The 12,680-nt window shown below is 47.2% G+C and carries 10 protein-coding genes; 5 read left to right on the top strand and 5 right to left on the bottom strand.

The window, feature by feature from the left end; translation table 11 throughout:
- Both ACR2PX_RS25585 and ACR2PX_RS25590 read left to right on the top strand, forming a co-directional pair.
- A partial coding sequence (locus ACR2PX_RS25585) for an RNA-guided endonuclease InsQ/TnpB family protein (RefSeq protein WP_434002183.1) occupies positions 1 to 283 on the top strand: 283 nt, incomplete at its 5' end.
- A gap of 296 nt (positions 284 to 579) precedes the next feature.
- Positions 580 to 1,887, top strand: coding sequence for an OprD family outer membrane porin (locus ACR2PX_RS25590; RefSeq protein WP_434002184.1), 1,308 nt, complete (start codon positions 580 to 582; stop codon positions 1,885 to 1,887).
- Between the two features lie 281 nt (positions 1,888 to 2,168).
- Here the strand turns inward: ACR2PX_RS25590 and ACR2PX_RS25595 are convergent, their stop codons facing one another.
- The 5 genes from ACR2PX_RS25595 to gloB all read right to left on the bottom strand — a co-directional run bounded on the left by ACR2PX_RS25595 (position 2,169) and on the right by gloB (position 10,311).
- The gene (locus tag ACR2PX_RS25595; protein ID WP_434002185.1) at positions 2,169 to 3,953 is read right to left on the bottom strand and encodes an extracellular solute-binding protein; all 1,785 of its coding nucleotides are present in this window, start codon (positions 3,951 to 3,953) and stop codon (positions 2,169 to 2,171) included.
- Positions 3,950 to 5,761 (bottom strand): extracellular solute-binding protein, encoded by a 1,812-nt coding sequence (locus ACR2PX_RS25600; protein ID WP_434002186.1) that lies wholly within the window; start codon positions 5,759 to 5,761, stop codon positions 3,950 to 3,952. Before ACR2PX_RS25600 ends, ACR2PX_RS25595 begins: the two co-directional genes overlap by 4 nt.
- An 85-nt stretch (positions 5,762 to 5,846) precedes the next feature.
- Positions 5,847 to 7,706, bottom strand: coding sequence for an extracellular solute-binding protein (locus ACR2PX_RS25605; RefSeq protein WP_434002187.1), 1,860 nt, complete (start codon positions 7,704 to 7,706; stop codon positions 5,847 to 5,849).
- Positions 7,707 to 7,869: 163 nt separating this feature from the next.
- Positions 7,870 to 9,423 carry a LysM peptidoglycan-binding domain-containing protein gene (locus ACR2PX_RS25610; protein WP_434002188.1) on the bottom strand — a complete coding sequence of 518 codons (1,554 nt, stop codon included), beginning with the start codon at positions 9,421 to 9,423 and terminating at the stop codon, positions 7,870 to 7,872.
- 102 nt (positions 9,424 to 9,525) lie between these two features.
- A complete protein-coding gene (gene gloB, locus ACR2PX_RS25615) occupies positions 9,526 to 10,311 on the bottom strand; it encodes a hydroxyacylglutathione hydrolase (protein ID WP_434002189.1) in 786 nt (261 codons plus the stop codon).
- Positions 10,312 to 10,561: 250 nt separating this feature from the next.
- On the opposite strand from gloB, the gene ACR2PX_RS25620 reads away from it, so the two are divergent.
- The 3 genes from ACR2PX_RS25620 to dnaQ are packed head-to-tail and all read left to right on the top strand — an operon-like array spanning position 10,562 to position 12,464.
- The gene (locus ACR2PX_RS25620; RefSeq protein ID WP_434002190.1) at positions 10,562 to 11,335 is read left to right on the top strand and encodes a methyltransferase domain-containing protein; all 774 of its coding nucleotides are present in this window, start codon (positions 10,562 to 10,564) and stop codon (positions 11,333 to 11,335) included.
- Positions 11,332 to 11,784, top strand: a complete 453-nt coding sequence (rnhA, locus tag ACR2PX_RS25625) for a ribonuclease HI (RefSeq protein WP_434002191.1) — start codon at positions 11,332 to 11,334, stop codon at positions 11,782 to 11,784. Before ACR2PX_RS25620 ends, rnhA begins: the two co-directional genes overlap by 4 nt.
- A complete protein-coding gene (gene dnaQ, locus ACR2PX_RS25630; protein ID WP_434002192.1) occupies positions 11,781 to 12,464 on the top strand; it encodes a DNA polymerase III subunit epsilon in 684 nt (227 codons plus the stop codon). Before rnhA ends, dnaQ begins: the two co-directional genes overlap by 4 nt.
- Positions 12,465 to 12,680: the final 216 nt, after the last annotated feature.

Consider the following 12,680-nt stretch of genomic DNA (forward strand, 5'->3'; position numbering starts at 1 on the left):
ATCGGCTTTGGATGCTGGATGGGGAATGCTGAAAACCATGCTGGAATATAAATGCGATCACGCAGGCGTGGTTTTTGAAGTGGTCAACGAAGCTTACTCCACCCAGACTTGTTCGTGCTGTCGAAAAATACCCAACAGCAGTCCGAAAGGTAGGGCAGGTCTTGGAATAAGAGAATGGGTCTGTTCAGAGTGCGGAGCTGAGCATCTGCGTGACGTAAACGCAGCAAGAAACATTCTTGCGGTCGGGCATGACCGTCTAGCTGTAGGAATCCCCGTCCTTTAGCGCGGGGAGGATGTCAAAGTTTTCTGGTTGTTCAGGTGGTTTCTTTTTACTCAAATAATACTCATACTTGTTCAATTTTCCACCAGCTCATCAAAAAATTATGAATATCTTCAAACATCAGTAAAAGTTGATCTGAAGCAATTAAAAATACCGATGGCGCTATAGAATTCATGCATACCAAACAGGGAACCACAGAGTTCCTAATTTTTGAACTCATAATGTAACCGGTTACATTATGGATTATGAAAACTAAAAAAGATCAATTAAACACTCCCAATACACACAGGGGAACGTTAATGTTCAAAAAGACTGTGCTGGCCAGTGCTGTAATGGCTGCTGCTTTTGTCTCCACCGGTGCCCATGCCGAAGAGACTGGAAACCCTTTCTTTGATGATGCCACTATCTCAGGCGGTATTTACAACTTTACTCGTATTCGTGATCGTAAAGATGCACCGGATGGTGATTACGAAGAAAACATTCACCACTCCACAGCGATGGCCAGCCTTGAGTTTAACTCTGGCTTAATCAATGGCTGGTTTGGTGTTGATATGGGGGTTTTCGGTACTTATGATCTCTGGAATTCCGGCACTTCTCAGTACAGTGAATTCTCCCTGATCGACGACAAGGGCGATATTAAGAACGGTTTCAGCGTCTATAAAGCCAATGCCAAGTTTGATTTTGGTGCTTTTAAAGCTCGTACCGGTTACCTGCAGCCAAGTGGTCCAGGAGTTCTGGGCGTTAACTGGAGCTTTGCACCAGGTACCTACACGGGTAGCGAACTGACTTACAGTGAAGGTGGATTAAACCTGGCATATTTCTGGGCCAATGAGTACAAAAGCCCATGGACTTATGACATGGAAGGCATGCTGCGTGAAGACGGTACACGTATGAGTTACGTGCACAGCCTGGGTGCCAGTTATGACTTTGACAACGGTGTTAGCGTTCTGGGTGCTTTTGGCCAGGGTGAAGATTATGTTGACATGTACAAGTTAAAACTGGGTTACAGCAACGAAGGTCTGGGCCTGAGTTACCAGTTTTACGGTGTAGATGATAAAGCTGAAGATGGCACAGCAAACGACCTGTATGATGGTCTGGGCTACCAGCATGCTATTACTTCCAGCCTGTCCAAAGGCAGCTGGACTTATCGCGCCGAGGCAACCTATACACGAGCCAAAGGTCAGAAGGGCGCTTTTGTTTTCCGTCCAACCTATGCATCTGGCGAGTCTAATGGGGCTTATGATGTATGGTGGGATCAGCGCTCTGACTTCAACCACGACGGTGAAAAAGCCGTGTTTGCCGGTGCATGGTATGACTTTACCGAGATGGGTTATGCCGGTTGGACCGCAGGCTTCTCTGTGGGTTATGGCTGGGGTGCGGAATCTCAGGATACCTCCGTTACTACGGAAGAACTGGAAGAAATTGGATACAGCGTAGATGTGGGTTATACCTTCCAGACAGGTAACCTGAAAGGCGCATCTGTAGCCCTGCATGCTACTTACTTCGATCTGAAGACTGATGTAGGCAGCTACACTACGGCCTTCCCGAATGCATTCCAGGATGAGAAAGACATCAAACTTAGCTTCATGATGCCTTTCACCCTGTAATGGGTTGAACGAAAGCGCTTAGTGATGTGTGGGACCACCAGTGGAGTTATCTGCTGGTGGTTTTATTTTATGTGAGGTACGTACCTCGCCAGTTGTTTTCGCATATTCTGGACGGCGGCTTTTTCCATCCTTCTGCGTTACAACTATGGTTACATAGCTAAGGCTATGCGCCCGCCCGCCGTTGTGCCTTGAAGGACGAAAAAATCCACTCTCCAGAATATGCGAAATAACAGGCCAGGCACTTATTGAAAGCGACTGAATGGATGAAAGATGTTTCTGCTTTAATCATTTTTTTCATACCACCATGTACTCAGATCCAGCGCATAAATAGCCGTGTTACCTGGGTGCTTTAATGTATTTCGGTATAGAACACTCCATGAAGGTGAATACCAGAGAGGCAGAGAGTAGTGTCCCCACAGCAGAACCCTGTCCAAAGCATGAACCATTGAAAGCAGCTCTTTACGGCTGGTGGCTGTTGGTATCAGCTCCGTGAGCTGGTCAACCACTGGTGACTGGACTCCGGAGAGGTTTTTTGAACCCTTCTGCTGAGCCGTTGCCGATCCCCAGAGGGAAGCCTGCTCAGTACCCGGTGAGGCTGTATGTGGATAGGCATGGAGTAGGAGTTCAAAATCCAGATCCCGAATTCTGGCAACCATTTGGAGTGGATCGACACGCTGAACATTCAAAGTCATTCCAAGTTGGCTTAGACCGTCCTTAATGGACAGCAAAACTTTTTCATGTTCGTCATTGGCGACCAGCGCATTGAGTACCAGTGGTTGGCCCTGTCGGTTGACTTGTTGATTATCCTTTATCTGCCAGCCTGCCTGTTTTAGCAACTTTAATGCTTTCGCTTTATTGATTCGGTCACCTGAAGCCAGTCGGCTGTCAGGTATCTGAAATGGTTCATTAAAGAGGGCTAACGGTAGTTCTTTTTTCCAGGGTGTCAGCCAATTAAGCTCGCTGGGAGAGGGGAGTCCGCTGGCAGCCAGTTCAGTTCCTGAGAAAAAACTCTCAGCACGCCGATACATGCCAAAAAATAGATTGTCGTTGATCTGCTCAAAATTAAAGGCATAGCCCAAACTTTCTCTGACGCGGGCATCTTTCAAAAAAGGTCGACGGGTGTTGTAGGTTAACGTAAGTGTTTGGGGATTGTGGTTCTGAATGGTTTCTCGTACAAGACGGTATTTCTTAATACGGCTTTCATTGAGCTGGGTATTCCAGATAACAGGGTCAGTGACCAGTTTGAAATCATATTCATTGTTGAACAGTGCCTGCAAAAGGACCGTCTTGTTTCCATAATATTCGTACAGCATTCGATCAAAATTGTGGCGACCCCGGTTAACCGCCAGATCACGTGCCCAATAATTCTTATTTCGTTTATAGGTGATAGAACGGCCAGGGTTAATTTTATCAATTTGATAAGGGCCGCTACTGACCGGTACTTCAAACCCGGTTGCCGGGAACTCCCGGCCTTTCCAGAAATGTTCCGGTAGTATGGGCATCTGACCCAGAATCAGAGGTAGCTCACGGTTTTTATTGTTTTTAAAGGTGAAAAGTACTCTCAGTGGGGCGGTGACTTCAGCTTTTTCAATATCCGAATAAAAATGACGGTAGAACGTTGAGCCTTTTTCTCGTAACAGATCAAACGTGAATTTTACGTCACTGGCCGTCACCTTATGACCGTCGTTAAAATGAGCTTTGGGATTGATATGAAAGGCAGCCCATCGGTTTTCCGGATCCAGCTCAATCCATTCAGCAATCAGGCCGTATTTACTTAAAGGTTCGTCCCAGGATCGTTGTAACAGTGTGTCATAAAGCAGGTGGCTGCCAGCGGCAGCCGAGCCACGATCGACATAAGGCGTGATGCTGTCAAACTGACCTATGACAGCCTGCCTTAACTCACCCCCTTTGGGAGCATCCGGGTTGGCGTAGTCAAAGTGTTTAAAACCTTTATTGTATTTTGGCTCACCATAAAGACTGATGGCATGCTTCAAAGGTATCTGGTTTGACCCCCATGCGAAGCTGGCCAGCAGAGTCAGTAATAGAACCGGAATGCTGCGTTTCATGGTTGATTTTTCTCCCACCAGATACTGAGGTCTATGGAACCGTAGAGACCATCATTGACTGGATAACTGAAGTTGCTTCTATGAGCTACTCGCCAGTAGGGTTGATAGATCTGGGGGATGGTGTAGTTCTCCCAGAGTAATATCCGATCCAGAGCCCGGGTGGCGGTCTGCAGCTGTTCTTTTGAATCCGCGCTGATAATGTGATTGATCATCGCATCGACAGCAAGGTGGTTGACTCCTGCCAGGTTCTGAGTGCCCTGTTCGTCAACAGTACTGCTGCTCCAGTACTCTCTTTGCTCATTACCCGGAATATCAGGTTGATGGAAGCTTCTCAGCACCATATCGTAATCATGGTTGCGCATTCTTCGAATGTACTGAGAGACATCAATCGATATGATCTGCATATCAATACCGAGTATTTCCAGGTTGGATTTAAACGGAATAGCAATGCGTTCCTGCTCTGGTACGGCCAGCATCAACTCAAACTTCAGAGGCTCACCGTTCTCCTTGTTGACCATTTTCCCCTTTTTGAGTTCCCAACCTGCCTGTTTAAGCAGTCGGTTGGCGTAACTGAGCTGCTTTCTGATATTGCCACTGCCATCCGTTTGAACACCGATCCAGGCTTGCTTGAACAGTCTTTGAGGAAGAATGTCCCGATATGGTGAGAGAAGCTTGAGTTCTGCCTGACTGGGAAGCCCTTGTTGAGCAAACTGAGAGGTGGCAAAAAGACTCTCGGGTGCAGTGTAAATGCCATAAAGGAGATTAGAATTGGTCCAGGCCGCGTCATAGCCCTGACTGATAGCCTCCCTGACCCGTTGGTCCTTGAAAGGCCCTTTTCGACTATTAAAAATAAAAGACTGAACCTGAAAGCTTTTACGTGGGTAGTTTTTCTGAATAATTCTACCGCTTTCAATGTCCTTGCCTTTGTAAGCAAAGGTCCAGTTTTTGGCCAGATTCTCTACGCGAATATCGTAACTTCCAGAAAGAAATGCCTCCAGGGAGGTAGTCGAGTCCCTGAAGTACTCCAGCTTGATCTGCTTAAAGTTGTTTCGGCCAATATTAACCGGGAGTTTTTCAGCCCAGTAACCCTTGTTCCTTTCAAGAATTACTTTTTGCCCAAGCTCATAACTCTTGATGGAGTATGCCCCTGAGCTGACAGGGATCTGTATTCTATTGCCACCTTCAGGAATCTCATTCCAGTAACTGCTGTGTATGACAGGTAACTGGGCCAAACGATAGGGCAGTTTTTTGTCTTCGGGCACATTCAGAGTTAACTTCACCCGATTTCCGGGTTCAACTTCGATCTTATCGACATCCTTCATCAAAAGTTTGAAGTGGGTAATGGCTCCATTTTTGTATTGAAGAAAGGTCTTGCGAATCAGTTCTGCTGTTATCGGACTTCCATCTGCGAACCGGGCTTTGGGATTAATGACAAACCGCACCCAGCTATTGTCATCAGGGTATTCGATGCGCTCTGCAATCAGTGGGTAGATGCTGGTGGGTTCATCCCGGCTGGCAAACATCAGGCTGTCATAGATATAGGGCCCTACCGCAGCGGGTACTCCCTTGGACGTAAAGAGGTCAAAAGTGTCATAGGTTCCAAGAGCAGCCAGCCTAACCTTGCCCTGCCGGGGGGCATCAGGGTTCACATAAGAGAAATATTTAAAATCGGATGAGTATTTGGGTTTGCCGTGCAAGGTAACGGCATGACTGGATTGATAGGTTTCCTGAACGGCAGCCAGGGTAGAATGAGAAATCCAGGCAATGTTCAAAGCTATAAAACTGAATGCCCATCGTTTAATAGTCATTCTTTTCCTTATTATGTGTGATGGCTTTATACCCATTCACCTTGAAGATGTGGGGTTGTTGGCTGCTCTTGCTCACCCCAGTCACTTACTGACTGTAAGCTCTTGGGGCTTCGCTCGTTTGCCGCCTACCCACACCTTCAATGGTAACGGGTATAGATGTTGGTTTCATCCACCAGGAAGTCAGGCGTATGCCAAAAGGTGGGAAATTGTCCGGAGGTTGTACATGCTTCCAGTGTGCGATTCGTATAAAACGACCCTGCCAGTTGGGAATAAAATAATGCTCCCAGAGAAGAACGCGATTCAGTGCCCACATCGCGGTATAAAGTGCTTGTTCATTGCTGGCAGACAAAGCTTTCTCTACCAGTGAATCAACCGCTGGATTCTTGATGCCTCCCAGATTCTGGCTACCTTCTGACTCTGCTGATTCTGAGTGAAATAAACCTTTAAGATGCTCTCCGGGTAGAAACGGAACCGCCAGAGTGATTTGAACCATATCAAAGTCTCTTTGCCGTATTCTTCGCTGGTACTGGCTCAGGTCAATGGCTCTAAAATCCATTTTGATACCCACACTGGCAAGATTGGTTGCAAATGGCAGTATGAAACGATCTGCCAGTTTAGAGTAGTGAAGAAATGTAAAGTGGAAGGGTTCGTTCTGGTCGTTAAGCAATTGACCCTGATGATAGTGCCAGCCGGCTTCTTTAAGGAGCTTAAGGGCTTCTCTTCGCTGTCTCGTGATATTCCCGTCCCCACGGGTTTTCGAAAGCTCAAAAGGCTGGGTGTAGAGTCCCGATGGTAATATTGATTGAAAGGGTTTTAATAATTCTTGTTCTTCTTGCTCTGGAATACCCGGAGCGTTATTGGCATGGGCAGTAAAGAAGCTTGTGGTACGGATATAGGCGCTATAGAACAGGTTTTTTGAAGACCATTCCCAGTCGAAGAGCATGCTGACCGCCTGTCTGACTCTTAGATCCTGAAACATGGGAGATCTCAGGTTAAAGACAAAGAATCTTCTGCCATAGTGCATTTTGTCCGGGATGCTTAACTTGGCTATCTTGTTTTGTTGCATAGCTGGAAAGGCGTAGCCTGTCTCCCAGTTTTTTGCTTCACCTTCATAGTGAATATCGATCTCGCCATTTTTGAAAGCCTGAAAACTGACGTGTTTGTCCCGGTAAAAATTCAGGGTAATTCGTTCGAAGTTATATAGGCCTTTATTGACGGGCAGCTCTGCTCCCCAGTAGTCAGTGACCCGTTCATAAACGATAGTTGAGCCTGGTTTTATCCTGGCAATCTTATAGGGTCCACTGAGTAGCGGTGGCGTCAGAGTCGTTTTGGCAAAGTCTCGATTCTGCCAGTAATGTTTGGGCAAAACAGGCAGTTCACTGAGTTTGATAGGCAGTGCTCTTGAAGATGACGGTTTCAAGTAAAAGTGGATGATGTATTTATCTTCAACTTTAACGTTTTCCACCTGCTCGAGCGTCAGCTTGAAGTTTGGATGACCCTGCTTCAGCAGGGTGTGGTATGAGAATTCAACATCTTCTGTGGTAATGGCGTGCTGGTCATGAAAACGGGCATTCTTCCTTAGTTTGAACGAGAGCTTCCGTTTTTCCGGGTCATAAGCCACGGCTTCAGCTATCAATCCATAGACAGTATTTTTGTGTTCCATTGAAGGAGCGTACGATCCTGTGCCCACCATTAAAGGTTCATTCAGCTCTATAAAGCCAGATCGATACGTGTTGTTTGCCTGTGTGGGGGCTATTCCTCTGGCGGTGTAAGGGTTCAGTGTATTGAACGTCCCCAGAGTGGAAAGACGCAGATGGCCACCTTTGGGAGCGTCAGGGTTCACGGTGTTAAAGTGTTTGAAGTCTTTCTTATAAAGAGGCTCATCCATGATGGACAGGTAGTGTTGCCACTGTTCGCCAGCAGCAAAAACCATCGTTACTTTCATGAATAGCAGTAACATGAATAGCAGTAAAAAGAGCGTCAGTGCCTTCAATGATGCTTCCCGGTAATATCAAACCGACTCAATATAGCATCGTCAGGGCAGGGAAGGGTTTTACACGAAGGAGTGTCAAACCCGTTAAGTTAACGGGTCTGACTTTTCTGAGTGATCAGTCGTAAGCTCGGGTTACATCAACATAGAGCGTCAGACGTTGCCCAGGCTGGAGGTATTTGCTGTCAAAGGTATTCCAGGTTTTGATCTGAGCCACAGCGACATTGAACTTGTCAGCAATACGGGACAGGGAGTCGCCATTGCGTACCTTGTAATTGACCTTGCGAACTACGCTGTCCTGAGAGGCATTGGTTCGGGTCCAAACAACCAGTTTCTGTCCCACACGAAGCGTATCTCTGGGGGACATGTTGTTCCAGCGAGCGAGCTCCTGAACGCCAGTGTTGTATTGGTTGGCAATACTCCAGAAGCTGTCTCCGGATTTTACCGAATAATTCATTCTGTGGCGGCCTGAGCGCTGGGTATTCTGCTTGGCAATACGTCGTTGACCCGCCGTGAGGGCATATTCTTCCCGGTCTTTTGCAGGCATGGGGATCAGCAGGCTTTGTCCGACCCGAATCAAATTGCCTTTCATTTTGTTTACTTCCTTGATGAGCTTGGGCTCAGTTCGGAAGGTATTGGCAATCTTGATCAGACTGTCACCAGACTTGACTGAATAGCGACGCCACTGCATACGCTTTTCTGTTGGCAAACGGGCCAATTCAGAGCGGAATGATTCTGCTTTGGTGATAGGAACCAGAAGGTAATGGGGACCGGAAGGTGGTGTGGACCAGCGATTGACGCCCGGATTCAAACGATAAAGCTCATTCAGAGGGACTCCGGAAAGTTTGGAGGCCCTGGCCATGTCAATCTGACCACCGGTTTTAACTTTGGCAAAATAGGGTTTATTAGGAATGGGCTTCAGTTTGATGCCGTACTTGGATGGATTACGAACAATTTTGCCCAGTGCAATCAGCTTTGGAACATAAGCCGTGGTCTCTCTTGGCAGGTCAAGGTGCCAGAAACGAGTGGATTTACCCAGTTTCTTGTTTTTGTTCACTGCATTCAGAACCCGGCCAGGGCCTGAATTGAAAGCAGCCAGAGCTAATTCCCAATCCCCGAACATTTTGTGCAAACTGACCATATAATCCAGTGCTGCACGAGTGGCAGCGACAACATCGCGGCGACCATCGTACCACCAGTTCTGTTTTAGTCCGTAATGTTCTCCGGTCGCTGGCATGAATTGCCATAATCCGGAAGCACCTGCATGGGAATAGGCAAATGGATCAAAGGCACTTTCCATGATTGGCATCAATGCCAGTTCCAGCGGGACTCCTCGCTTCTCGGCTTCCATGACAATGAAGTAGTAATAAGGACTGGCACGATCTGAAACCCGGTTGAAATAACCCTGATTTTTCTTATACCAGCGCAACTCTGCCAGAACTCTGGGATGATTATTATCCAGGTCCATAGCCAGACCCCGACGGGTTCGTTCCCAAAGGTCTGTGGCAGGTTTTTTCGCTACCTGTTTCTTAACCGTTTTCTTGGCTGTTTTGCCCTTGGTAACTTTTTGCTCGGCTTTGGCAGGGGGAGTTGTGCCTGCTTCTTCTGTAGAAAGACTCTGACAACCTGCCAGGGTCAGTACTAAGGTGGCTGTCCCCACTAGACGAACCAAGGTTTTAACCTCGGTTCCCGCAAATCGGCCAGGTGTTTGTTTTGTAATCAAAGGTTCAGACATAAATACGTTATTTATCTAGAAGGAACACTGGTTTTATCGTCATTGAAAGTGATCCTTCCACTGACGCAATGCTCCAAATACTTCTGCATCGCTAAACAAGGCAGTATGTGGGGCATGCTCCTTAACTGCAGTAATGACACTGTTCTGGTCAGTACGCATAAATGGATTAATGGTCAATTCCAGCTCAATGGTGGAAGGCAGACTGGGTCTGTCCTGCTGACGAAGCTGGGTTACTCTATTGCGATAGTCCCTAATAGAGTGATTCTCGGGTTCTACTGCCTGGGCAAAAGCCAGATTAGACAGAGTATATTCGTGTGTACAGTATACCCGGGTGTTCTCGGGCAATGCGCGAAGTTTATTAAAAGAGCGCTGCATCTGTTCAGCCGTCCCTTCAAACAACCGGCCACAGCCTGCTGAAAAAAGAGTATCGCCACAGAACAGTATGGGGTCACCCTGCTCAGGGCAGGAATAATAAACGATGTGATCGAGCGTGTGGCCCGGGGTTTTAAAAATTTCGAACTCGGTATGAAGAACGGTAAGAGTATCTGTCTCGTTAAGAGGATGGGTAATACCATCAATTTCAGCATTATCAGGACCATAAACAGGGATGTTACGGTTTTTTGTTAAAGCTTTTATACCGTTTGTATGATCCCAGTGATGATGCGTAACGAGAATACCGGTTAACTCCAGATCCAGTTTTGCCAGCGTTTCTTCAACCACTGAAGCATCACCCGGATCCACCACCAGGCAGTGCTGGCTGCTGTCTTCAGAGAGCAACCAGATGTAGTTATCTTGGAAAGCCGGGATAGCTTGTATCTGGATCATGTTTTCTCAGCTCAGGGCTGTTCGGTCTAATAATGGTCAATGCCATTCTAACGTCATGAACTGTTAGAAACATCAATTTTTACAGACTTTACGTGTAAAGTCGGTACTATTTTCTTTACGATTGTTATCTGAAGATTGCACAGAGGCTGGTCGAATCCGGTTGTGCCAGATAAGATGTGTAGTCAACCAGGACAACATTCTCGCTCGAGATTTTTGCTGATTTAACTACAGCATTCATGGAAAAAGCCTGATGCAATGGTTTAAAAAATCGACCAGGCCTGAGATGCCACAGAGGCTTCAGGCTCTTCAGAACTGGATGACCTCCGGTGCTGGAGAGTTTGTACTCAAAGCAGAGCGCTGTTACATAGAGCATGAGTTAAACTATATCTTCGGTTATCATGCGGTTGAGTTGTCTGTGTCGCCGACTGCAGCACTTCTGGCAGGCTCTCAGGTCAGTCGAAACTTCCAGTTTCACCCCTTAATCACTGAACCGGCTTCTTCTCTGTTGCTGGATCCTTATCATTGGCCTGTTACGCCAGGTAGCCTGGATCTTGTGTTATTGCACCATATGGTTGAAGTGTCTGATCGACCTCACCGTTTTCTCAGCGAAGCGGGCAATACGATCATTCCTGGCGGCAAGATGATTGTAGTGGGATTCAACCCTCTGAGTCTTTGCAATATAAAGCGGATGGTGTTGCCTGGTTATCGTCGACTGTTCAGCGGTGTCCAGTTCATCAGTCCCAGCCGTATGAGAGACTGGCTAACCCTGCTGGGGTTCAGTGTAGAGAAAGTTATTCATGGCGCGTATCTGTTCCCTTCCAACCACTCTGTTAAAGGGCTTGGGTCGGAACTGGTTGAGCAGCGCTGTCATAATTGGATGCTGCCGTTTGGCAGCTTTTACATCATAGTAGCGACCCGGGAGGTGGCAGGCATGACGCCCATCAAGCCCAGCTGGTCTTCCGTGAGACAACCCCTGGTCGGTAACCCGATTACAGGATCCAGCCGAGTGGGAGATAATCGTTGAGTAAGCTCGTTGAGCTGTTTACAGATGGTGCCTGTAAAGGCAACCCTGGTCCCGGTGGCTGGGGAGTAGTACTGCGATATGGTACTGCTGAAAAAGGATTGTATGGTGGTGAAGATGAAACCACGAATAATCGCATGGAATTGATGGCCGCTATTGTGGGTCTTGAAACACTGACACGGGACTGTGAAGTTCGTGTCACGACGGACTCTCAATACGTTCGTAAAGGTATCACCGAGTGGATGAAGGGCTGGAAGCGCAAAGGTTGGAAAACGGCTGCAGGAAAGCCCGTAAAGAACAAGGATTTGTGGGAGCGGCTGGATGCCCAGAATACGCGTCATACCATTGAGTGGTGCTGGGTGAAAGGTCATGCCGGTCACCGTGAGAATGAAATGGCGGATGAACTGGCCTGTCGTGGCGCTGAAGAGATTATCAAAGGTAAGAAGCAATGAGCCGCCAGATCATAATGGATACTGAAACCACAGGGATTGACCCGTCACAGGGGCATAGAATTGTTGAAATCGGCTGTGTGGAGATGATAGACCGGAAACTGACCGGTAATACCTATCATGTCTACATAAATCCTGAGCGTCATATGGATGATGAGGTTATCCAGATTCATGGTATTACCAATGAATTTGTGCAGGACAAACCTCTCTTTGCATCAGTAGCGAAAGATTTTCTTGAGTTTATCAAGGGTGCAGAATTGATTGCACATAACGCTCCCTTTGACGTGAATTTTCTCAATCATGAACTGAAATGGCTGGATACAGCGCTTGGGCAGGTTGAGGACTACAGTAAAATCACTGACTCGCTGGTGATGGCCAGAAAGAAGCATCCTGGGCAGAAAAACAATCTGGATGCTCTGTGTAAACGTTACTTTATTGATAACTCGGCTCGAACCTTCCACGGAGCCTTGCTTGACTCCGAAATACTGGCAGAAGTTTATCTTGCAATGACGGGGGGGCAGACGTCGCTCCTGCTGGGTGCAGGAGAGGGCAGTGAAGATGATGCTTCGGTTATCAGACGTTTACCCTCTGAGCGTCCGGCTTTGAAAATCATTAAACCTACCGATAATGAGCTAAAGCAGCACCGCGAAAAGCTGGAAAAAATTGGCCAGCAAGATTGGTAGAGCTACGAATCAGAGCAGGTGTCCTGTTCTGATTTCAGATTTGAACCATTCACTCTTCCCGCACTATGACCAGGGCATTCAATAATAAAGTACTAGGAGTCTGTCGGACTTAGCCGACCGTAGCGAGGAAAAGTCCGGTTTGAGACAGTTTTTATGATTATTTGAGGCGAATAGCGAGCTATTCAACGAAAAGAATCATAAAAAATGGCCAAATCA

Origin of the sequence: Endozoicomonas sp. (assembly GCF_051008435.1) — a bacterium.
GTDB lineage: Bacteria > Pseudomonadota > Gammaproteobacteria > Pseudomonadales > Endozoicomonadaceae > Endozoicomonas_A.